Here is a 21700-nt window from a genome sequence, read left to right on the forward strand (position 1 = left end):
GCTTTCTGCGTGGTGAGGATGCCGAAGCACGCGAAGTTTATAAGGCTAGCCTTGCCTTGCTGTTTATACGATATGCCGCAATCCCGTGGCGCGACAAGGGGGATGAGCGCCAAGATATGTCGCGTAAACGACACGACGCGGCGGTCCGGAGATACCGGCCGCCGCGTCTATCGCGAATCCACCTATTTTCGAGGGGAGGGGCCCGTTACGGGGCGATCAAAACCTTCAGTGCGGTGCGCTCGTCCATCGCCACATACCCCGCAGGGACGTCCTCGATCGAGACGGTCTTATCGAACACACGGCCGGGGTTCACCGTGCCATCGAGCACGGCGGGCAGCAGCGTGCCGATGTACTTGCGCACGGGCGCGACGCCGCCGGTGAGGGTGACGTTCGGGCTAAACAGGACGCGGCCGGCCGGGGCCTCCGCATACTGCGGCACGCCCACACGGCTGATCGCGCCGCCGGGACGCACGACTCCCAGCGCCTGCTCGTACGCGGGCATGAAGCCCACGGCCTCGAGCACGCGGTGCGCGCCGTGGCCGCCGGAGAGCTCGCGCACCTTCGCGATGCCCTCCTCGCCGCGCTCGGACACCACGTCGGTGGCGCCAAACTCGCGGCCCAGATCGGTGCGCGCCTGGTGGCGACCCATCAGGATGATGCGCTCGGCACCCAGCTGCTTGGCCGCGAGTACGGCGAGCAGGCCCACCGCGCCATCGCCAATCACCGCGACGGTTTCGCCCGGGCGAACTCCAGCGGTGACGGCCGCGTGATAGCCGGTGCCGTACACGTCGGAGAGCGTCAGCAGCGAGGGCAGCAGGGGGGAGTCCTCGGTGATTCCGGGCACGGGAACCAGGGTGCCGTCGGCGAACGGGACCCGGGTGGCCTCGCCCTGGCCGCCGCCCACGTTCTCATCTCCCCAGTCGCCACCGTGCAGGCAGGAGGTGAACAGGCCCTCGCGGCAGAACTCGCAGGTACCGTCCGACCACACAAACGGCGCGATCACGAAGTCGCCACGCTTCACCGTGTGCACGGCCGAGCCGGTGTCCTCCACGATACCGATGAACTCGTGCCCGATCGCGCGCGGGTTGCCCGCGGGCTTGGAGTGGTACGGGTGGAGGTCCGATCCACAGATGCACGCGCGCACGATGCGCACGATCGCGTCGGTGGGGTCGATCAGGACGGGATCGGGCACGGTTTCGATGCGAATGTCGCCGGCTCCGTGAATGTATGTGGCGCGCATGGCTGCTCCTTCGTGCTGGTGGTCTCCCCGCGGGAGGCGCTGATTCCATTACATCGTGAACGCGAAGAAACGCGAAGTTTGTCCGCCATGTCCTCTTTGGCGAGCGGGCGACCCGGGTGGATCTACGCCGGGAAATCCGCGAATCAGGTGCCCCAGATAACGGCGACTAGCTATACCGGAAAACGGGATCTTTGTAGTGTCGCCAGCGGGGTCGCATCGCTCGGAAGAACGGGTGATCCCCATCTCCAGCAGCGCCGCAACGAGAAGAGGAATCCGCCATGCTCACCACGGGAAAGACCACGGGAAAGACGCGAGCGATACCCCCGCGCACCGCACGCCCACGCTCGGTGACCGCCCTCGCCGCGGGGGCCGTCGCGTTGGCGCTCGTGCTGACCGGCTGTGCGGTGAGCACCCCGGAATCGGCTGGCGGCGATCAGGTGCTGCGCGTGTGGTCGGGATCGGAGGCCCCGCTCACCCGCAACTTCAACCCGTTTGCCGCGAGTAGCGCCGCGCACTTCACGTTTGGCCCCATCTACGAGCCGCTGTTTTTCTTCAACCAGCTCTCGGCAGATCCGCCCACCGGCCTGATCGGCGACGAATTCTCCTTTAGTGAGGACGGCACCGTTCTCACGGTGACGATCAAACCGGATCAGAAGTGGTCGGATGGTACCGCGCTCACCGCTTCGGATGTCGCGTTCACGTTTGGCTACGGTGCCAACGTCGATCCCGATCTGGTCTCCGCCGAGGCCACCGATGTGCGCACCGTGACGCTCACCTACTCGGCCCCCAAGTTCACCGCGGCCTCACTGATTCTGGGTGCCACCTGGATCCTGCCCGAGGCCATCTGGAACAAAATCACCGACTACGCGTCCGAAACCAACAGCGACCCCGTGGGCTCGGGGCCCTACACGCTGAAGTCCTTCACCGATGCGGCGTACACGGTTGAGGCCAACCCGAACTTTCGAGACGGGGCACCCGCGGTCAAAACCGTGCAGGTGATCGGGGTGAACTCCAACCAGTCCTCCGAGGACCTCCTCCGCACGGGCAAGCTCGACTGGGTCGGCCAGTTCATCGCGAATCCCGACACCATCACCGCGGACGGCCGGATCTCCACCGTCAACTTCCAACAGGACCCCACCGTCCTCATCACCTGCTCCTCGGAGGCGCTCGGCTGCTCCGGCGCGCAGACGGATCCCGCGGTGCGGCAGGCGCTCAACGCCGCGATCGATCGCGGCGAAATCAGCTCGAAGGCGTTCAGTGGGCTGTCCGGCGTCGTATCGCCCTCGTTTGCGCTCATTCCCCGTGACGAGAAGTGGGTGACCGACCCGGCACTCCTGCGCAGCCCGCAGCGGGCGGATGAGGCGCAGGCCGCGAGCATCCTCGAGACCGCCGGCTACGTCCGTGGTTCGGACGGGTTCTATGGCAAGAACGGCACCACCATCGAGATCGACCTGTTCTCTCCGGATGGCTGGACCGACTACAACGACGCCGCAAAGCTCATTACCGAGGCCGCCGCGGACGCCGGGATCCGGCTGAACAATCGCACCGTCTCCGACGCCGAATACTGGACCCCGCTGGGCAGTGGCACGTTCCAGATGGCGCTCTACGGGCTCCCGCAGTCCCTCGTGGCCGACCCGTACTCGAACTATGATCGCTTCTTCGCGACCTCCTCCACCGCCCCGGTCGGGGATTCCCCGGACGGCGGCCTAAACCTCGCCCGCTACAGCAACCCGATCGTGGATGCCGCGGTCGCCGCCGCGAGCGCCACGGAGGACGAGGGGGCCAAGCGTGAGGCCTATGCGGCAATCCAGGCGGAAATCGCCCGTGACCTGCCCTACATTCCCGTGGTTTTGAATGCCAGTCAGGCGTTTTACAACACGCGAGACTTCACCGGCTGGCCCACCGAACAGGAGCGATTTGCGGCGCCGCTGCCGTACCTGGCCACGGCCCAGGCGGTGATTCTCGCCCGCCTGAAACCCGTGAAATAGGGCCGATGCCGCCCGCCCCGCGCGGGCGGCATCCGAAACATGGTGAACACACGGGGGCCGGTTGGAAACATGATCGTGACCAAAAATAAACAAGAAAGTGCTTTACTGGAAACCTCTTTTCCTATAATCTCCTGAGAACAGGCAGCAAGGATGCTGCCGAGCAACACCTTTCACCATCCAGCTCTAACGCTCATGAGAAGAGGTTTTACTATGACTGGTCGACGCAAACGACTCAGTATGATGTTCGCCGCCGGTGCAGCCGCACTGGCGCTCACCCTGACCGGATGTGCCGGCGGCGCAGACGGAGGCTCCGGTGGTTCCGGCGCATCCGACAAGCCGCTGCGGGTCTGGTCGGGATCCATGACCCCCATCAACAACAACTTCAGCCCGTTCGCCGTGGACACCGCCGCCCACTTCACCTTCGGCCCGATTTACGAGCCCCTGTTCTTCTTCAACCAGCTCTCCGCAGATCCCCCCACCGGTCTGATCGGCGACAAGTACTCCTACAGCGAAGACGGCACCGTCCTCACGATCACGATCAAGGCTGATCAGAAGTGGTCGGATGGCACCGCACTCACCGCGAAGGACGTTGCGTTTACCTTCGGCTACGGCTCGAACAAGGACCCCGAGATGGTCTCCGTCGAGGCCACCGACGACACCACCGTGGTGATCACCTACTCCGCCCCGAAGTTCACCGCCGCCTCGCTGATCCTCGGTTCCACCTGGATGATCCCCGAGCACATCTGGAAGGACATCAAGGACTACACCGTTGAAACCAACCAGAAGCCCGTTGGTTCCGGCCCCTACGTCCTGAAGTCGTTCACCGACGCCGCCTACACCGTTGAGGCCAACCCCAACTACCGTGACGGCGCTCCCGCGGTCAAGACCGTTCAGGTCATCGGTATCGACTCCAACCAGTCCTCGGAAGACCTCCTGAAGACCGGCAAGATCGACTGGGTGGGCCAGTTCATTGCGAACCCCGATGCCATCACCGCCGGCGGTCGCATCTCGACCCTCAACCAGCAGCAGGACCCCACCACCATGCTGACCTGCTCGACCGTGGCGCTTGGCTGCACCGGTCCGCAGACCGACCCCGCCGTGCGCCAGGCCATCAACCTCGCCATCGACCGTGGCGCGATCAGCGACAAGGCCTTCGCTGGGCTCTCCGGTGTGGCCTCACCCTCGTTCGCGCTGCTGCCGCGTGACGAGAAGTGGCTCTCCGACCCGGCCCTAGCCAAGAGCCCGCAGGAAGCCAACATCGCCGAGGCCGGAAGCACGCTCGAGGCCGCGGGATACACCAAGGGTTCCGACGGCTTCTACGGGAAGGACGGCAAGGCCATCGAGCTCGATCTCTTCTCCCCGGACGGCTGGACCGACTACAACGATGCGGCCAAGCTGATCAGCGAGCAGGCCGCGAAGGCCGGCATCCGCATCAACAACCGCACCGTCTCCGAGGCCGAGTACTGGACCCCGCTGGCAAACGGTAACTTCCAGATGGCCCTCTACGGCGTCACCCAGTCCCTCGTGGCCGACCCCTACTCGACCTACGAGCGCTACTTCTCGACCCCCGCCACCGCGAAGGTCGGATCGGAGCCCACCAAGGGTCAGAACTATGCCCGCTACACCAACGACATCGTTGACGCCGCGGTGAAGACCGCGAGCGCCACCGAGGACGAGGGCATCAAGAAGGAAGCCTACGCAAAGATCCAGACCGAGATCGCCCGCGACCTGCCCTACATCCCCGTGGTCCTGAACGCCAGCCAGGCGTTCTTCAACACGAAGGACTTCACCGGTTGGCCGAGCGAGAAGGACCTGTACGCGGCACCGCTGCCGTACCTGTCGACCGCCTCGGCAATCGTACTCACCCACCTCAAGCCCGCGAAGTAGAAATTCGGTTCCATGGCCATCACCACACACGCAACGGGGGGTTGAACGGTGTCTTTTTATGTTCGACGAATCCTGTTCTACGTCATCACGCTCTGGGCTGCTGTTTCGCTCAACTTCCTCCTGCCACGCTTGCTCCCGGGAGATCCGGCCGCAATCATGCTGGGGAAGCTGCGGCGTGCTAACGGAGGCAGGCCCCTCTCCGAGGAAACCATTCGGGGGATTACCTCGATGCTCGGTGCAGAAAAGGGGATGACCCTCTGGGACCAGTACATCGCGTACTGGGGTCGGATCCTGCAGGGAGACCTCGGTGTCTCCTCCACGCGGTATCCGGCCCCGGTACTGGAGCTGATCGGGGCGGCGCTGCCCTGGACGGTCATGCTCGTCGGTGTCGCCACCGTCCTCTCCTTTGTGCTCGGCATTGCCGCCGGTGCCTGGGTGGGATGGAAGCGCGGCACCTGGGTAGACCACCTGGTTCCCGCCACCACCTTCCTCCAGTCCATTCCCTACTTCTGGCTCGCACTCGTGCTGGTCGCCGTGCTCTCCGTCCAGATGGGTGTGCTGCCCATCATCGGCGGGTATGACGTCTTCGACTTCCCCGGCGGCCCCGAATGGAGTTGGGCGTTCTTCAGCAGCACCATCGTGCACGCCATCCTGCCCGCACTGACCATCGTGATCTCCTCGGTGGGCGGCTGGCTGCTCGGCATGCGCAACATGATGGTCCAGACCATGTCCGAGGACTACGTCGTGACCGCCGAGGCCAAGGGCCTCACCCCGAGCCGGATCCGCACCCGCTACGCTGCCCGCAACGCGGTGATTCCGAGCCTCGCCGGCTTCGGTATCGCCCTGGGCTTCGTGGTGGCCGGATCGATCGTCACCGAGCAGGTGTTCAGCTATCCGGGCATCGGCAAGCTCATGATTCAGTCCGTGCAGGGCCTCGACTACTCCCTCATGCAGGGCGTGTTCCTCGTGATCACCCTCACGGTGCTGGCGGCGAACTTCCTGATGGAACTGATTTACGGATTTATTGACCCGAGAGTGAGACACCGTGGCTGACAACACTTCGCCCGAGGTCCCGGTTCGTACCGGACCCACCCCCACCTCCACCCTCGCCGCCATTCGCATCGCGAAGACCGACCGTACGCGTCGCCCGCTGCCGCGGATCTCCGGCAAGCTCCTCACCGGCATCATCATCGTGGTGGTCATCTCACTGTTTGGAATCCTCGCACCGTTCTTCGTGCAGGATCCCCGGTTCTCCGGCAACGACGCGCTGCTTCCGCCCGGAGACGGCCACATCCTCGGAACCACCAAGCTCGGCTATGACGTGTTTGCCCAGCTCGCCTGGGGTACCCGCGGATCGCTGTTCGTGGGCGTGGTCGCCGGTGGGCTCGCCCTGCTGCTGGCCATCCTGTTTGGTGTCCTCGCCGGATACTTCGGCGGGGTCCTGGATGAGGTCCTCACCCTGATCACCAACATCATGCTGGTGATTCCGGGCCTCCCGCTGGTCATGGTTATCGCGGCCTACGTGCAGCACACCGAGGGGCTCGGGGCGTTTGCCCGAAGCTCCCTCCTGGTGGCGATCGTGCTGGGAATTACCGGCTGGGCGGGCTCCGCCGTGGTGCTGCGTGCCACCGCCAAGTCGCTGCGGATGCGCGACTACGTGGCCGCCGCCCGGGTGGCCGGTGAAAAGCCGCTGCGGGTCATCTTTGTGGAGATCCTGCCGAACCTCGTGCCGTTGCTGGCCGCACAGCTGATCTTCGGCGTGATCTTCGCGATCCTCGGTGAGGCTGGCCTGTCCTACCTGGGTCTTGGCCCCACCGGGTCGATCACCCTCGGTACCATGCTCAACGATGCCCAGACCGGGCAGGCCGTGGGCAGCCAGGCCTGGTGGTGGTTCGTTCCGCCGGGAGCGCTCATCGCCCTGCTGGGTACCGGATTGTCCCTGATCAACTTTGCGATCGATGAGGTCGTCAACCCCAAGCTGCGCCTCGCACCGCAGGCCGCGCGCAACCAGCGCAAGGCTCGCCGTGCCGGCCGCAGCGTCAGCGAGAACGGAGCGATCGCATGAGTGAGAGCACCAACGCTTCCGGCGAGGAGACGCGCGGCACCCCGGTGCTCACGGCCCACGGCGTGAGCATCACGTATGAGGTCACGCCGCCGGTGCAGGCCGTCAAGGATGTCTCGCTCACCCTGCACCGCGGAGAAATCCTCGGGCTTGCGGGGGAGTCGGGCTGCGGCAAGACCACGTTCGCCTACGGGCTCAACCGCCTGCTCAAGGCACCGGCCGTGATGACCGGTGGCGACGTGGAGTTCCACGATATCGATGGCACCGACATCAACGTGGTGGGGCTCTCCGGCGAGGGGCTGCGACGCTTCCGCTGGGACAAGGTCTCGATGGTGTTCCAGGGGTCGATGAACTCCCTGAACCCGGTGATGACCGTACAGGCTCAGCTCGATGACGTGTTCACCACGCACCGCCCGGGTATGGCCAAGGCGAAGCGCCGCGCCCGCAGCGCCGAGCTGCTGGAGCTGGTCGGGGTGGACCCCAACCGTCTCGGGGCGTTCCCGCACGAGCTCTCCGGCGGTATGCGCCAGCGCATCATGATCGCCATGGCCCTCGCACTCAACCCGCAGGTCATGATCATGGACGAGCCCACCACCGCGCTCGACGTGGTGGTCCAGCGTGGCATTATTCGCGAGATTATGCGGCTGCGCGAGCGGCTCGGGTTCGCGGTGATCTTCATCACCCACGACCTCCCGCTGCTCATCGAGATCAGCGACCGGATCGCGATCATGCGTGACGGCGCCATCGTCGAGCTCGATGAGGCCGACCGCATCTACCGTGATCCGCAGCACGAATACACCCGCAAACTGCTCGAGAGCTTCCCGAGCCTGCGCGGCGCCCGCGGCGACTTCGTTCGGCACGGACACGGTGCGCCCGCACCCACCGACCGCGGTGTCGCCCCGCTCGCCCCGAGCACCAACACGGCAGGAGAGAGCGCATGAGCCACGCAAAGCAGGGCCGCCCCGAGGCCCCCTCCACCCTGGAGATTCGCAACCTGAAGCGCGACTACACGCTGCGCTCGGGCTTTGCCCGCACCACGCTGCACGCGGTCTCGGACGTCTCGTTCACGCTGGAGCCCGGTCGTACCGTGGCACTGGTGGGGGAGAGCGGATCGGGGAAATCCACCGTGGCGCGCATCATCTCACGCCTCGAAAACGCGACCGGCGGGCAGGTTCTGCTCGACGGTGTCCAGGCGCCCAACCGGGGCCGGGCCCTCGAGCGCTACCGCTCGAAGGTGCAGATGGTGTTTCAGGATCCGTTTGCCTCACTGAACCCGTTCCACACGATCCTGCACCACGTCGAGCGGCCGCTGAAGATCCACAACCCGCACCTCTCCAAGAAGGAGATCACCGCGCGGGCGCACGAACTTCTGGAGCGCGTACAGCTGACGCCCTCGAGTCGATACGCCGATCGCCGGCCGCACGAGCTCTCCGGTGGTCAGCGTCAGCGCGTGGCGATCGCCCGCGCGCTCGCGCCGGGAGCGACCTACATCGTGGCGGATGAGCCGGTGTCGATGCTCGACGTGTCGATTCGGCTCGGCGTGCTCAACCTGCTCGCCGATCTGCAGCGCAGTGAGGGGCTCGGCGTGCTCTACATCACGCACGACCTCGCGACCGCCCGTCACTTCTCGGACGAGATCATGGTGATGTATCGGGGCGCAATTGTCGAGCGCGGAGAGCCCGATTCTGTCATCCTGAACCCACAGCACGAATACACGCGCACCCTGTTGGACGCTGCCGCCGATCCCGATCGGCTGGGTCAGCTGAAGGCGGAGGTCCGTGCCGAAGGGAGCTTCAGATGAGCCAGACGCAGATTGATCCGGGAACATCCACCTGGCTGCGGGTACAAAATGACCGCACGGCACTGCACCTGCTGCTGACTCACGGCCCGCTCACTCGGGCACAGCTGGGCGAGCTCTCGGGGATGTCCAAGCCCACCGCCGGTCAGATGCTCACCCGGCTCGAAAGCGCCGAGCTGATCGCCCCGGTTGGGGAGGTGTCGGGCAGCCGCGGGCCCACCGCGGTGTCCTACGGCGTACGCACCGACCGCATCACCGGGGTGGCCGTGAGCATGCACGGGGAGTTCCTGGAGGCGGTGCTCGTCGACGCGATCGGCACCGAGCATCCGATTAGCCGCGTGCCGCTGGCCGGGCGTGAGCGCTCACCCGAAAACGACGTGCGGGCGGCGATTGACGCCGCGTGTGCGGCGGCCGGGGTACCCACGGATGCGGTGGCCGCGGTGGCGATCGGAGTGCAGGCCGCGGTCTGGCGCGAACGCGACCGGCTCTCGCTCACCGACACCCTGCCCGGCTGGCCGGCCATCGGATCGCGCGAGCGGATCGAGGCGGCGCTGGAGATTGACGCGACGCTGGAGAACGACGTCAACCTCGCGACGATGGCCGAGCGCGCCGAGGGCACCGCCCGAGACGCCAGCAGCTTTGCCCTGCTGTGGCTGGGCGAGGGCCTCGGTGTCGGGGTGGATCTCGGCGGCCTGCTGCATCGCGGTGCGGCCGGGAGCGCCGGTGAGATCGGCTATCTCGCGGCGGCCGCCCCCGATACCGGTGAGCCCTCGGACACCACGGACCTCCTCGGTGGCCCGGCGGTCACCCGGCTGCTCGGGCTGCCCGAGGGTACCGCCTATGCGGATTCCGTGGCGCTACTCGCACAAAACCCCGAGGCGCGGGACACCCTCGCCGATCGGGTCGCGTTTGCGCTTGATCCGGTGCTCGCCGTGCTTGACCCCGCCCTCGTGGTGCTGGGCGGGCCCACCGGTGTGGCCGGCGGGGACGCCTTCGCCGCCCGGGTGGCGAGCCGCATTCGCAGCGACGCCCATCCCGAAATCACCGTGCGTGCGAGTCTTGCCGGCCCCCTGGCCGTGCTGCTCGGCGCCCGACAACTCCTCGTTGATCAGATCCGCCAGCGCCTCGAGGCGCGCATTCTGTCCCGCTAACTATTACCCCTCACTCTTTACCGAACGGAACCACCATGAAACTCGCCATCGTTGGCGGAGGGTCCACCTACACCCCCGAACTCATTGACGGCTTCTCCCGGCTGCGGGACGTTCTCCCCCTCGAGGAGATCGCCCTGGTCGACACCGATCCGCGCCGCCTGGAGCTCGTCTCCGGCGTCTCCCGTCGCATGCTCGCGCGGGCCGGACACCCGGCGAAGCTGATCGCCACCACCGACCTCGTCGCCGGTGTTTCCGGTGCCGATGCGGTGCTCATTCAGCTGCGCGTCGGCGGTCAGGATGCTCGCGAGTCGGACGAGACCTGGCCCCATGAGGTCGGCTGCATCGGCCAGGAGACCACCGGTCCCGGTGGCCTCGCGAAGGCCCTGCGCACGGTACCGCTGGTGCTGAACATAGCCGATACCGTGCGCAAGCACGCGAAGCCCGACGCCTGGATCGTCGACTTTACAAACCCGGTGGGCATCGTGACCCGCGCGCTGCTGGAGGCCGGTCACCGTGCCGTGGGCCTCTGCAACGTGGCCATCGGATTCCAGCGCCGGTTTGCGAACACCCTGGGTGTCGAACCGGACCGCGTTGAGCTCGGCCACGTCGGCCTCAACCATCTGACCTGGGAGCGCAGCATCCGTGTAGACGGCCAGGACCGTCTGCCCGGGCTGCTCCAGAACACCGTCGGGGAGCTCGCGGACGAGGTGGAGCTCCCCGCCGCCCTCCTCAGCCAGCTCGGCGTGGTGCCCTCCTACTACCTGCGCTACTACTACGCGCACGATGAGGTTCTGCACGAGCAGCTGCACAACGAGTCGCGCGCCGCGGCCGTGCGGGCCATCGAGAACGAGCTGCTGGGCATCTACGCCGATGAGAGCGTGGACACCAAGCCGGCGATTCTCGAGAAGCGCGGTGGCGCGTTCTACTCCGAGGCCGCCGTTCAGGTGCTCGCGCTGATGCGCGGCGATCAGGACATCTCGCGGGTGGTTAACCTGCGCAACGATGGCAGCCTGCCGTTCCTGCCGGATGACCACGTGATTGAGGTGCCGGCGAAGTTCATCGATGGAAAGTTTGTGGCCGAGCCGATTGACGCCCTGCCGGATGACATCTCCGGGCTGATCTCCTCGGTGGCCGGTTACGAGCGCCTGGCGCTGGACGCCGCGATCCACGGCGGTCGTGACCGCGTACTGCGCGCCATGCGGGCGCACCCGCTGGTGTTGCAGCATGATCGTGCCGAGAAACTCACCGACCTGCTGATGAAGGCAAACGCGCCCTTCCTGGAGTGGGCGTGAGCCCCCTTCCGGCCGATTCCGCCGTCGTGGCGGATTCCTCGGCCCGGTACGTCGTTGCCGTAGATGGCGGCGGCTCGAAGACGGACGCGGTTCTGCTGAATCTGGAGGGTGAGCTGATTGCGCACGCCCGCCGGGGTGGATCGAGTCCGCAGGTGGAGGGGCTGGCCGAGTCCGTCGAGACCGTGGACTCCGCGGTACAGGCGGTACTTGCGGGCATCGATCCCTCGGCCCTGGTGCAGGTGAGCCTGTATCTGTCCGGGCTTGATCTCCCGCAGGAAATCGAGGACTACCGCGCGGCCGTGGCCGGGCTGCCGTGGGCCGGGTCAAACCTCGTCCTGGATAACGACCTCTTCGCGCTACTGCGCGCGGGCAGTGATGCCCCGAACGCGGTGGCGATCGTGGTGGGTACCGGAATGAACGCGATCGGTCTGCGTGCCGATGGCGAGACGTACCGGTTTACCGCGCTCGGCGGAATCTCGGGTGACTGGGGTGGCGGCGGGAGCCTCGGAAGCGACGTGCTGTGGCACGCCGCCCGGGCCGAGGACGGCCGCGGGCCGCAGACGCTGCTTGTGGATGCGCTGCTCGCCGCGACCGGCGCGAGCTCGGTGGCCGAGGTGACCGAGGACATCCACTTCGGTCGCCGCGCCTATGGCAGCCTGTCGAGCCTGTCGCCGCTCATGATGGCCACGGCTGCCGCGGGCGACGCGGTCGCGATCTCGGTGGTCAAGCGTCAGGCCGATGAGATCGTTGCCTACGCCCGGGCCAGCATCGGCCGGCTCGACATGGCGGGGGAGGCCGTGCAGGTGGTGATCGGTGGCGGGGTTGCGCGTTCACGGGATCCGCTGCTGCTGGCGCGCACCCGCGCGGGCCTCGCCGAGACGGCCGCTCGCGCCGAGCTTGTGGTGGTGGATGCGCCGCCGGTGCTCGGGGCCGGGCTGCTGGCCCTCGCCGACGCCGGGGCGGATGCCGCGGTGCTCGCCCAGGCGCGGGTCGCGCTCGGCGCGGTGCGGCCCTAGCGGGGCTCGCATCCGCTCACTCCGCCTAAACTGGGTGCGGGCGTACAGAACGTGCGCCCGCATCCCGAGGAGTATCCCCGCATGAGCCTGGTTCGGCTAAACGACGTCCACGTCCGCTTTGAAAACACCCAGATTCTGCGGGAGGCATTCCTGCGGCTCGACGCCGGGGATCGCGTGGGCCTGATCGGCCGCAACGGTTCGGGTAAGACCACCCTGCTGAAGCTCGTCCTCGATCAGGTGCAGCCCGATGCGGGCACGGTGACCCTCGATCCCGACATCAGGATCGGGTACTTCTCGCAGTTCTCCGAGCTGGATGGCACCGCGACCATCACCGAGGTTCTTGAGGGCCTGTTTGGGCACGTGCACGCGGTGGAGGCAGAGCTTGCGGGCATCGACGCCTCGATCGCCGCCGATCCGATGGGCGACCTGGACGCGCTGATCGAGCGTCAGGCCGAGCTGTTTGCCGAGATGGAGCGCATCGACGGTTGGGACTATACCCGCAAGATCGATCGGGCGCTGAGCGTGCTCGGCTTTACCGAGACGCATCGCGGCATTCCGATCGATTCGCTCTCGGGTGGTTGGCGCAACCGCGCGGCCCTGGCGAAGATCCTGCTTGAAGAGCCCGATGTGCTGCTGCTCGATGAGCCCACCAACTTCCTCGACGTGGCCGGTGTCGAGTGGCTCGAAACCTGGTTCCGTACCTTCCGCGGCGCGGCGATCATCGTTTCCCACGACCGGACGTTCCTCGATTCGGTGGCGACCCGCATCATCGAGGTCGAGAACTACCACCTGCACGAGTACGCCGGGAACTTTGCCGAGTACGTGGTGCAGAAGCAGTTCCGGTTGAAGACGCTGGAGCAGCAGTACCAGCACGAGGCCGAGCTGCTGGCCTTTGAGGCCGAGGGCATTGCCGACCGCCGCGAGGCCGCGAAGGCCGGCGGTAAGGGCCTGGGCAAGCAGCTCGCGGGCATTAAGAAGTCTCGCGCCCCGCGCCCGGTGGATGAAATTCTCACCGATATTTATGGTGGCCTGCACGTGAAGGACGTGCTCTGCCGGGTGGCCGATCTCAGTAAGTCCTATGGGGAGCGCACCCTGTTCTCTGGGGTGGAGTTTGAGATTCGCCGCGGGCACCGCCTCGTGGTGATCGGAGCCAACGGGAGCGGTAAGTCGACCCTGCTGCGCGTGCTCACCGGCGAGGAAAAGCCGGACACCGGCGAGACCGCCTGGGCCGGGGGAGTGCGCACCATCTCGTACAACCAGCAGCTCGCCGAACTCGACCCGGATGACACCGTCGCACACGCGGTGGGCGCGATGCCGGACAGCCTGGCGTTCCGCGCCACCCGCAAGTCGATCGCCCGCTTCCTGACGATGTTCCAGTTCTCCGAAGCCGACCAGAAGAAGCGCATCCGTGAGCTCTCCGGTGGCCAGCGCGCCCGCGTGGCCATGGCGCAGTGCCTGCTCTCCGGCGCATCGGTGCTACTCCTTGATGAGCCCACCAACCACCTCGACCTCGCGAGCACCCAGGTCATGGAGCGCGCTCTGATCCACTTCCCCGGTGCCGTCGTCGTGGTGAGCCACGACCGCTTCTTCACCGACAAGGTGGCCACCCGCATGCTCGTCTTCGGTGCCGAGGGCGCGGCCCCGGGCACCGTGGAGGTGCGTTCGGCCTAGCGCAGGGGCGGCCACGCGGGCGTTCGTGGCCGCCGCTTCGCCGGTACCCAACCGGTGAATTCACACAATTCCCTTGACCTCACGAGTGTGATTGATAGCGTGGAGGGCACAGGAGGTGATCCAGACGGATCAACCCTGATCGCCCAACCGGGGCTTCGGAGTTGTTCCGTTTCATATGAACACACACCCGACCAGCCCGCGCCACGATGCCGAATCATCCGGGCGTCCCGCCGAGCCAAACGAGCATGAACTCGCCGACGCCTTTGACGAGGGCGATAACGATCACGAGCGCCGCGTCGGCGAACCCGAACGCGATGACGACGATCTGACCTCGCTCGACGCGCCGGACTAGGCGGCGTCGCGCGCAGGTTCACCGAGACGTAGCCGTATCGCAGAGTCGCAACCGAACCGGAGTATCCGGCCTCGGCCGGGTACTCCCTGAGAAGGGAGCACCACCATGCCACACACCGATCCTCGCAACAAGTACCGTACCGATTCATTTCCGAGCCAGGACATCTCGCAGCCCGGGCTCACCCACGAGATCACGCCCAAACCCGACCACGGTGAGCTGAGCTATCGCGGCCACGGTCGCCTCGCCGGACTGACCGCGCTGATTACCGGGGGTGATTCCGGCATCGGGCGCGCGGTGGCCATCGCCTACTCTCGCGAGGGCGCGAACATCGCGATCTCGTTCCTGCCGGAGGAGCGTCAGGACGCCGAAGAAACCGCCGAGCTGGTGCGCGCCACCGGGGTCAATGTCATCCTGCTTCCCGGTGATCTGCGGGAGGAGAGCTACTGCGCGTGGATCGTGGGCGAGACCATTCGCGAGCTGGGGTCCCTCGACATCGTCGTGAACAACGCGGGTTATCAGAAGAACCGCACCGCGGTGCAGGACCTCGAGCGCGAGGAACTCGTGCGCGTCTGGGAAACCAACCTCCTTGCCGGAATGCTGGTGACCCGGGCCGCTGTCCCGCGGCTCAGCCCCGGGGCCAGCATCATCTTCACCGCGTCCATTCAGGGGTATGATCCCTCTCCGTCGCTGCTGGACTATGCAACAACCAAGGCGGGGCTCGTGTCGCTGACGGCCTCGCTGGCGCAGGAGCTGGGCCCGCAGGGCATCCGCGTAAACGCGGTGGCACCCGGACCGATCTGGACACCGCTGATCCCCGCTACCGGATGGGGAGAGGGCGTCGAAACGTTCGGCCAGGATACGCCCCTCGGCCGCGCCGGACAGCCCGCGGAGGTTGCCGGTGCCTACGTGTACCTCGCCTCCGAGGATGCCTCGTACACCTCGGGCGCGGTGCTCGCGGTCACGGGCGGGAAGCACCTCTAACCCGCGTGACCCGCGGTGGGTGGCCCCTCGCCGCCCGCCCCGGGTCGCCCCCGACCCCTACACCCGCGCGTAGCGCAGCGTGTGCGGGATTTCGGCGCGGTCGCCTGAGCTACCTCGAATGAAGTGCTCGAATGGCAAGATTCGCGCAGACAACGAGTGCGACCGCAAGGAGCGGCCACATCCACGCCAGCCCGGTATTCCAGTGGACCAGGGTTACTCCCACCGCGCCGTAAATGGTGAAGCCGATTCCCCACACCAGCCATTCGGCCTTTCGGGAGGTACGGTGTCTAGCCATCGTGCCTATCGTTCCCAATTTGCGAGGCATTGAGCGGTAGCACCAGATACGAAGGTGAGCCCACCAAGACCAACGGCTGCCTTCCATCGTCCGTCGCCGTACAACGGAACGGTGACGGATTCCACCGTGTGAGCGGATGCCCCAAACGGTGCCTCTGCGGAGAGGACGGTGGAAAGTATCCTGATCTGGGTTTTTTTCATATCGCGAGGCTATTTTGAGACGAAGGGGGTCGCAATACCTCGGAATCAGTCACGGATGTTTTCACGTTGTTGGCCATCGTGGTTTTGATCGTTTGATACACCGGTCAAAGCACATTCGTAATCATCGAATTGGCGCGGAAAATCAGGATGGTTTGAGAGGCTCGAATGAAAGAGAAAGGGAACACCCTTCGCATACAGAGGCTCAGATCGCGGTCAATAAGTTTTTGCCGGGAGGGGCAAATGCGGACAGCCTAGGACCAGTTCATGAGGGCTCACGTACATCGCATCGCGCGCTCAGCTTCCGCAGTTGCGTCTACACCCGCGCGTAGCGCAGCGTGTGCGGGATTTCGGCGCGGTCGCCGAGGTCTTCGCCGCGGGCGAAGGCGGCCCAGACTCCGCGGACGAGTCGTGCGGCGGTGTCGATCTCGCTCCAGGTGGCACCGGTGAGCAGCGTTGCGGCCGCCCAGGTTTCCTCATCGCCAAAGAGGAGGGGGAGATCGATGGTGTGGGCCGAGCCGAAGGGGTTGCCCGCGGCGGCCCAGTCGATCACGTAGTGGTGGGCCTGCCCGCCGGCACGCACGTGCCGCTTCGCGAACTCCCGGGAGGAGGCTCCATAGACCTTGCGGGTCAGCGAGGATACCGCAACGCGGCCGAGTACCGGGCCCACCACGGGTGTACCCACCGCCCGGGCGAGACGGGGGATCGCCGGGATGAACAGTCGAGTCTCCTCTGCCGTATGCCCGATCAACACGGGAATGCGGGCGGCGGTGCGATCCCAGGCCGATTCGATCCACTCCTCCGGGGGAAGTGGATCCAGGCCGTACTGGCAGCCGAAGGGCATCGCCCCGTTCAGCCCAAACGTCGCGCCGATGGCCGAGACGCGTGCCTGGGCTTCCAGTACCTCGGGGACCGGGGTGTCCGGGGTGATTCCCGTCGCGGCATCAAACATCGCCCGGCTCATCACCTCGCGACCCCCGCGGATTCCCAGCGGGGCACTCTGGATGATTGCTCGAGAAAACAGTTCGGGCGCCTCCGGGAGCGCCATCAGGTGGGCGATGGCATCGGCACCGGCGGACTGCCCGAAGGCGGTCACCCGGGTGGGATCGCCCCCGAAGGCCTCGATATTGCGGGCGACCCAACGGAACGCCAGCACCAGATCCCGCAGCCCGAGGTTCGCGGGGCGAGCCGGATCCTCCGTGGGGTTGCCGAGGAAACCGAAGAGCCCCAGTCGATACGTGATGGTTACGGCGATCACGCGTTGCTCGGCCACCAGCGGCCGCGGATCCATGATCGCGATGTCTCCGCAGCCGGTGACGTAGGAGCCGCCGTGCACCCAGACCATGACCGGCACCCGCTCGTCGGGGCCCAGATCGATCGGTGCCGTGACCGAGAGACGCAGGCAGTCCTCATCCCGGGGAATCGACGAGAAATCTGCCCCGAGAACCTCATCGAGCGTCGGGGTGGGGTTCTGTGGGCAGGCGGGTGCCCGGGTCTCAGCGTCAAATGGCTCGGTATGATCCGGTGCCACCCGGGGTCTCTCAAAGCGCTCGGCCGAGGCGTATCGCACCCCGTGGGCGCGGATCACGCCGCGATCAAGATGGGCGATGATGGGGCCGCAGGGCGGATGAAAGGTGAGCGTCATTGGACACCTCCGGGTGAGTGGGCGCCACACAGACACCTCTTACAGAGTAGGGCCGCGGATCACTCCGCGGCAATGGTCCAGAGGTATTTCAATAACGTTTATCGTGTTTTTACGTACCCAGGAGACCGCTGGCCCCCGCGTGCACCGCGGCCTCGGTGCGCGAGGCCACCCCGAGTTTGCGAAGGATCGCCGAGACGTGCACGCTCGCCGTCTTGGTGCTGATAAACAGGCGCTCACCGATCTGGCGATTATTCAACCCCTCGGCCACCAGCGTGAGCACCTGGCGCTCGCGGGAGGTCAGCTCATCGCTGTTTCGCCGTCGACGCGTGCGAGTGTGCCCGTCGACCGCCAGCCCGCCGAGGCCCGCGGCCTCCCGGGCATGCCGCTCAAGAATGCCCGCGCCGAGGGCGCGCGCCTCCGTGACGGCGCAGTCCAGCGCATGCTGGGCCTCGGCACGGTCGCCGCGCTCCAGGAGTAGCGTTCCGAGCCGCAGCTGCGCATACGGTACGTAGCGGGCCGGGGCGACGGAGGACGCGGCGGCGGCCACCAGCGCCCGCCAGGCATCGGCGTTCTCCCCGATTCCGCCGGGTTCACCCAGCTCGGCCTCAAAAGCGGTGATCCAGAACTCCGCCGTCGGCCAGCCGCTATACGCCGAAAGCATGCCGCGCCAGGTGGCCTCCCGCTGATCCAGATCGGCCTCGGTGACGCCCTCGGGCAGGATGCGGGCGGGGTCCGCCGGTACCCCCGTACGGGCACGGTGACGCAGTTCCGCGCGGATCGACGCGAGCACCCGGGCGGCGACGGGCAGCAGCGGCAGATCGTATCCGGCCACGGGATCCTGCTCGTGCTCGCGCAGCACCTCGAGGCTCGCCCAGGCAGCGGCCAGATCCTCGGTGGAGGTGAACACCTGGGCGGCCACCGCGGCCACTGAGAAACGGGAGTGAAGCTCCTGGCGACCGATCACATCCATCTGCCCGCGCCAGCGCGCGAGCAGGGCGGCGGCACGCTCGGGCTCCCCGCGCCACAGGGTGAGGAGGATCTTCGAGGTGCGGAGATACACCGAGTAGGTGAGGGCCGGGCGCAGCGCCAGGGTACTCTCGATAATCGTGTCGGCTTCGTCCCACAGGCCCATTGCGAGCAGCGGATCCACGGCATTCGAGGCGAGGACGAGCCCGGAACTGCGCTCCATCCCCACGGCCTTGGCATCGCGCACCCCGGCGAGGGCGAGTTCAATCGACAGCGCATGGTTGCCCAGCCGGAAGTGTGCATCCGAGGCGGCGACGCGGTAGCGCAGCAGTGTTTCGGCGTCTCCCGCGGCCACCTCCTCGGCCCGCTCCAGGAGCGCCAGGCCGCCCGCGATATCGCCGCTCATGATCCGCGCTGTTCCCGCGTAGCCGGCCGCGGCCGACAGGGCGTAGGCCGACCCCGCCTCGGTGGCCGAGACAATCGCCCGGTCGGCGTGATCCCGGGCCCGAGCGAGGTTTCCGGCGCTCAGGTCCTCCCCGGCAAGATCGTTCAGGATGAGCGCACGCAGGCGCGGTTCGGCCCCGTCGGGGAGCAGCGCCAGGGCCTCCTCGAGGGGCGCGCGGGTGCCCGGCTGGCCGAGCCGGGAGAGGTGCTGAGAGTGGGTGCGCAGCAGCTTTGCCCGCAGCACGTCCGATGGCGCGGCCGGATCGCGCAGGGCGTGATCAACGAGCACCGCCGAGCGCTCCACATCCCCGGCATCGTTGAGCGCGCAGGCCGTCTGGTACATCAGTTCCAGCCGGTCGATGCCCGCGCTCGCCGCGGGGTCCTCCACCTGATCCCACAGTTCGAGCATGCGCTCACCAAACTGCGCCACGGTCGCGTAACCGGATGCCGTGTAGGCGTCATCCATGGCGTGCTTGGTGGCGGGGAACGCGCGCGCGAGGTTTCGTGCCGACATCCAGTGGTGTGAGACCTCCGCCCAGGCAGACACCTCGGTGTCGCGCGCGTCACGCCCCTCGATGGCCTCGGCGTACGCCGTGTGAAAGCGGATGCGCTCGCCGGGGAGAAGATCGGCGTAGATTGCCTCGCGCACGAGCGCGTGACGGAAGGTGTAAAAACGCTCACCGGCAACGAGAACGTGCGCGCTCACCGCCTCGCGGGCCGCGGCGTCCAGGGCCGCCGAATCGCCCTCGAAGACGGTGCTGACCAGCCGGTGATCCACCCGCACACCGCCCACCGAGAGGATGCGCAGGAGCAGCTGTGTCGCGGGATCGAGGCGGTCGTACCGCCCGAGCAACAGGGTACGAAGGGTATCCGGGAGATCGTCGGCGGCACCGGATTCGGCGATGCCGATGAGCTCCTCCACAAAGAAGGGAACGCCCTCGGAACGCTCGAACACCCGCTCCAGGTCGTCACGATCGGGGGAGGTGCCGATGATGCCGACAACCTGCTCACCCACCTCGTCGAGGCTGAGCCGGGTCAGCTCGTGGCGCTGCACGCGGCGGGTACGATCCAGCTCACCGAGGAACGCACGCAGTGGATGACCCCGCGGCACCTCGTCGCTGCGATAGCTCATCAGCAGCAGGACGCGATCGTGAACGAGGGCCCGCACGAGGAACCCCAGGAGCTGCAGGGAGGCACCGTCGGCCCAGTGCAGGTCTTCAATCACGATGACCAGGGGACGCTCGAGCGAGAGGGTCTCCAGCATGAGCGTGATGGTTTCGTGGAGCCTGCCCGCCCCGCGTGCCTCGTGATCGTAGGTATCCTCGACCGGGGTCTCCACCGCTCCGAGGGCGGGCAGCAGGGAGGCGAGCGTATCGAGGCCGGAACCGGCCGTGCGCGTCAGCTCCTCGGGCCCACACTGCGACAGGAGCGACTTGAGAATCCCGGTGATCGGGGAGTACGGCGCGGGGACGGACCCCTGATCCACCGACTGCCCGGTGAGGACGAGGGCACCCGGCCGTACCTCGCCCACAAACTCGGTGAGCAGACGGGTTTTGCCAATTCCTGCCTCCCCGCCCAGCACCACCGTGCGGGTATCACCCGTGGCAGCAACGGCAAAGGCCTCGCGCAGAAGCGCGAGGTCTTCGCCGCGGCCGATCAGGCGCGCGCTGGTGGCGGGCATACTCATACCCCTATCGTGTCACGCAGTGGTGGGAACGGGCAGTGCGGGAACTCACCGATGCCTAGTTTTCCGCACAGGCGAGGGCCGGCTGCCCGGTCGCGGTGCGGGCCGAACCGTGAAGCACCCGTTCGCGCAGCCGCGAGAGAGCGGTGTGGCGTTCGCCGCGCGCGCCAATCCGTGAGGGCATTCCGAGGCGGCGCGCGGCCACCTGCTCCCGCAGCAGCCGGGCGCGTTCGAGACGGTCGATCATTCGGCGCTCCTCGAAGCGTCGGGTTTCGGATGGTCCGAGATCCCATGAGCCGAACATGGTGTTTCCTCCCTGAGAGAGCGCCAGCGGGGGATTCGTGGCGATACCTCAAGGTTGCCCGCTGAGGTGGGGGTCTCACCTCGGGCAGGTGCCCTATATTTTCAGGGTTCGGTGCACTGCGTCCTCGCCAATTCTGAGGCGTAGACGGGTCGGCGGCCCGCGCGCCGCCTAGCCGAGTGAGTGGAAGGCGTCGATGCGGCGCGGGAGCGAGGACGCGGAGTTCTCCGGCAGGGCGTCCACGGGCCACCAGCGCAGGTCCTCCGACTCGGCACTGATGGTCAGGGTCGCGGCCGGATCCACGGTCACCGCAACGCCGATATCGAGGTGTGAGCGGCAGGACCCAAAGCTCGCCGAGAGCGGGTGGTGATCGAGGTCAAAACCGAACGCCACCGTGTCGGGATCGGGCGTGGTCCCGGTTTCCTCGGCGAGTTCGCGCAGGGCCGCCGCGGGAAGGGACTCATCGCCGTCGTCCAGATGCCCGCCCGGCTGCACCCAGAAGCGTCCCTTTGCGTGGAACACCAGCAGGGTCTGGCTGCGGTCCGGGCTGAAGACGAAGCAGGAGCCGGTCAGGTGGGTCGGGCCATCCTCGCGCAGCAGCGGTGCGGGATCGCGCTCAAGGTAGCCGAGGCACTCGGCCAGAGCCTCGCCGGATGTGGTGAGTGCCGTTCGTGGATCCCGAAGAATCTCGCGGGCGGAGCCGAGGAGGGCGGTGCGGGTGCTGGTCATG

General features: G+C 66.8%; 17 protein-coding genes. 12 read left to right on the forward strand and 5 right to left on the reverse strand.

The features are described from left to right. Nucleotides 1-205: 205 nt before the first annotated feature. The gene (locus D9V32_RS01035) at nucleotides 206-1240 is read right to left on the reverse strand and encodes a zinc-binding dehydrogenase (protein WP_121647040.1); all 1035 of its coding nucleotides are present in this window, start codon (nucleotides 1238-1240) and stop codon (nucleotides 206-208) included. A gap of 278 nt (nucleotides 1241-1518) precedes the next feature. Here D9V32_RS01035 and D9V32_RS01040 point away from each other — a divergent pair, with 278 nt between their 5' ends. From D9V32_RS01040 to D9V32_RS01090, 12 genes are all read left to right on the forward strand, one after another. Next, nucleotides 1519-3228: an ABC transporter substrate-binding protein gene (locus tag D9V32_RS01040; RefSeq protein ID WP_121647041.1), complete on the forward strand. Its 1710-nt coding sequence runs from the start codon at nucleotides 1519-1521 to the stop codon at nucleotides 3226-3228. A gap of 210 nt (nucleotides 3229-3438) precedes the next feature. Further along, on the forward strand, nucleotides 3439-5115 hold the full coding sequence (locus D9V32_RS01045; protein ID WP_121647042.1) for an ABC transporter substrate-binding protein: 1677 nt from the start codon (nucleotides 3439-3441) through the stop codon (nucleotides 5113-5115). A gap of 48 nt (nucleotides 5116-5163) precedes the next feature. Then, nucleotides 5164-6168 (forward strand): ABC transporter permease, encoded by a 1005-nt coding sequence (locus D9V32_RS01050; protein WP_121647043.1) that lies wholly within the window; start codon nucleotides 5164-5166, stop codon nucleotides 6166-6168. Next, nucleotides 6161-7180: an ABC transporter permease gene (locus tag D9V32_RS01055; RefSeq protein WP_121647044.1), complete on the forward strand. Its 1020-nt coding sequence runs from the start codon at nucleotides 6161-6163 to the stop codon at nucleotides 7178-7180. Before D9V32_RS01050 ends, D9V32_RS01055 begins: the two co-directional genes overlap by 8 nt. Next, nucleotides 7177-8118: an ABC transporter ATP-binding protein gene (locus D9V32_RS01060; RefSeq protein ID WP_121647045.1), complete on the forward strand. Its 942-nt coding sequence runs from the start codon at nucleotides 7177-7179 to the stop codon at nucleotides 8116-8118. Before D9V32_RS01055 ends, D9V32_RS01060 begins: the two co-directional genes overlap by 4 nt. Further along, nucleotides 8115-8978, forward strand: coding sequence for an ABC transporter ATP-binding protein (locus tag D9V32_RS01065; RefSeq protein ID WP_121647046.1), 864 nt, complete (start codon nucleotides 8115-8117; stop codon nucleotides 8976-8978). The genes D9V32_RS01060 and D9V32_RS01065 overlap by 4 nt, the downstream gene beginning before the upstream one ends. Then, nucleotides 8975-10126 carry an ROK family transcriptional regulator gene (locus D9V32_RS01070; RefSeq protein ID WP_121647047.1) on the forward strand — a complete coding sequence of 384 codons (1152 nt, stop codon included), beginning with the start codon at nucleotides 8975-8977 and terminating at the stop codon, nucleotides 10124-10126. Before D9V32_RS01065 ends, D9V32_RS01070 begins: the two co-directional genes overlap by 4 nt. A gap of 35 nt (nucleotides 10127-10161) precedes the next feature. Then, nucleotides 10162-11418 carry a family 4 glycosyl hydrolase gene (locus tag D9V32_RS01075; RefSeq protein WP_121647048.1) on the forward strand — a complete coding sequence of 419 codons (1257 nt, stop codon included), beginning with the start codon at nucleotides 10162-10164 and terminating at the stop codon, nucleotides 11416-11418. Beyond that, the gene (locus tag D9V32_RS01080; RefSeq protein ID WP_245981897.1) at nucleotides 11415-12434 is read left to right on the forward strand and encodes an N-acetylglucosamine kinase; all 1020 of its coding nucleotides are present in this window, start codon (nucleotides 11415-11417) and stop codon (nucleotides 12432-12434) included. Before D9V32_RS01075 ends, D9V32_RS01080 begins: the two co-directional genes overlap by 4 nt. Before the next feature lie 81 nt (nucleotides 12435-12515). Continuing rightward, nucleotides 12516-14105 (forward strand): ABC-F family ATP-binding cassette domain-containing protein, encoded by a 1590-nt coding sequence (locus D9V32_RS01085; protein ID WP_121647049.1) that lies wholly within the window; start codon nucleotides 12516-12518, stop codon nucleotides 14103-14105. A 175-nt stretch (nucleotides 14106-14280) separates the two neighbouring features. Then, complete coding sequence (locus D9V32_RS16150; RefSeq protein WP_183086113.1) at nucleotides 14281-14457, forward strand: hypothetical protein; 177 nt, start codon at nucleotides 14281-14283, stop codon at nucleotides 14455-14457. Nucleotides 14458-14562: 105 nt separating this feature from the next. Next, nucleotides 14563-15438, forward strand: a complete 876-nt coding sequence (locus D9V32_RS01090) for an SDR family oxidoreductase (protein WP_183086114.1) — start codon at nucleotides 14563-14565, stop codon at nucleotides 15436-15438. Between the two features lie 808 nt (nucleotides 15439-16246). Here the strand turns inward: D9V32_RS01090 and D9V32_RS01095 are convergent. The 4 genes from D9V32_RS01095 to D9V32_RS01110 all read right to left on the reverse strand — a co-directional run bounded on the left by D9V32_RS01095 (nucleotide 16247) and on the right by D9V32_RS01110 (nucleotide 21699). Next, complete coding sequence (locus tag D9V32_RS01095) at nucleotides 16247-17575, reverse strand: carboxylesterase family protein (protein ID WP_121647050.1); 1329 nt, start codon at nucleotides 17573-17575, stop codon at nucleotides 16247-16249. Nucleotides 17576-17684: 109 nt separating this feature from the next. Continuing rightward, nucleotides 17685-20672 carry a helix-turn-helix transcriptional regulator gene (locus tag D9V32_RS01100; RefSeq protein ID WP_121647051.1) on the reverse strand — a complete coding sequence of 996 codons (2988 nt, stop codon included), beginning with the start codon at nucleotides 20670-20672 and terminating at the stop codon, nucleotides 17685-17687. A gap of 55 nt (nucleotides 20673-20727) precedes the next feature. Continuing rightward, entirely contained in the window at nucleotides 20728-20973 is a 246-nt protein-coding gene (locus tag D9V32_RS01105) for a hypothetical protein (RefSeq protein ID WP_121647052.1), read from the reverse strand. Nucleotides 20974-21141: 168 nt separating this feature from the next. After that, nucleotides 21142-21699 carry an NUDIX hydrolase gene (locus tag D9V32_RS01110; protein WP_121647053.1) on the reverse strand — a complete coding sequence of 186 codons (558 nt, stop codon included), beginning with the start codon at nucleotides 21697-21699 and terminating at the stop codon, nucleotides 21142-21144. Nucleotide 21700: the final 1 nt, after the last annotated feature.

Origin of the sequence: Mycetocola tolaasinivorans (assembly GCF_003667565.1) — a bacterium.
GTDB classification, from domain to species: domain Bacteria; phylum Actinomycetota; class Actinomycetes; order Actinomycetales; family Microbacteriaceae; genus Mycetocola; species Mycetocola tolaasinivorans.

Excerpts from the sequence above, each read along its gene's own strand:
- D9V32_RS01035 (WP_121647040.1), bottom strand. The coding sequence starts at position 1,240 with ATGCGCGCCACATACATTCACGGAGCCGGCGACATTCGCATCGAAACC.
- D9V32_RS01100 (WP_121647051.1), bottom strand. The coding sequence starts at position 20,672 with ATGAGTATGCCCGCCACCAGCGCGCGCCTGATCGGCCGCGGCGAAGAC.
- D9V32_RS16150 (WP_183086113.1), top strand. The coding sequence starts at position 14,281 with ATGAACACACACCCGACCAGCCCGCGCCACGATGCCGAATCATCCGGG.
- D9V32_RS01060 (WP_121647045.1), top strand. The coding sequence starts at position 7,177 with ATGAGTGAGAGCACCAACGCTTCCGGCGAGGAGACGCGCGGCACCCCG.
- D9V32_RS01045 (WP_121647042.1), top strand. The coding sequence starts at position 3,439 with ATGACTGGTCGACGCAAACGACTCAGTATGATGTTCGCCGCCGGTGCA.
- D9V32_RS01065 (WP_121647046.1), top strand. The coding sequence starts at position 8,115 with ATGAGCCACGCAAAGCAGGGCCGCCCCGAGGCCCCCTCCACCCTGGAG.
- D9V32_RS01090 (WP_183086114.1), top strand. The coding sequence starts at position 14,563 with ATGCCACACACCGATCCTCGCAACAAGTACCGTACCGATTCATTTCCG.
- D9V32_RS01070 (WP_121647047.1), top strand. The coding sequence starts at position 8,975 with ATGAGCCAGACGCAGATTGATCCGGGAACATCCACCTGGCTGCGGGTA.
- D9V32_RS01105 (WP_121647052.1), bottom strand. The coding sequence starts at position 20,973 with ATGTTCGGCTCATGGGATCTCGGACCATCCGAAACCCGACGCTTCGAG.
- D9V32_RS01085 (WP_121647049.1), top strand. The coding sequence starts at position 12,516 with ATGAGCCTGGTTCGGCTAAACGACGTCCACGTCCGCTTTGAAAACACC.
- D9V32_RS01075 (WP_121647048.1), top strand. The coding sequence starts at position 10,162 with ATGAAACTCGCCATCGTTGGCGGAGGGTCCACCTACACCCCCGAACTC.
- D9V32_RS01095 (WP_121647050.1), bottom strand. The coding sequence starts at position 17,575 with ATGACGCTCACCTTTCATCCGCCCTGCGGCCCCATCATCGCCCATCTT.
- D9V32_RS01110 (WP_121647053.1), bottom strand. The coding sequence starts at position 21,699 with ATGACCAGCACCCGCACCGCCCTCCTCGGCTCCGCCCGCGAGATTCTT.
- D9V32_RS01040 (WP_121647041.1), top strand. The coding sequence starts at position 1,519 with ATGCTCACCACGGGAAAGACCACGGGAAAGACGCGAGCGATACCCCCG.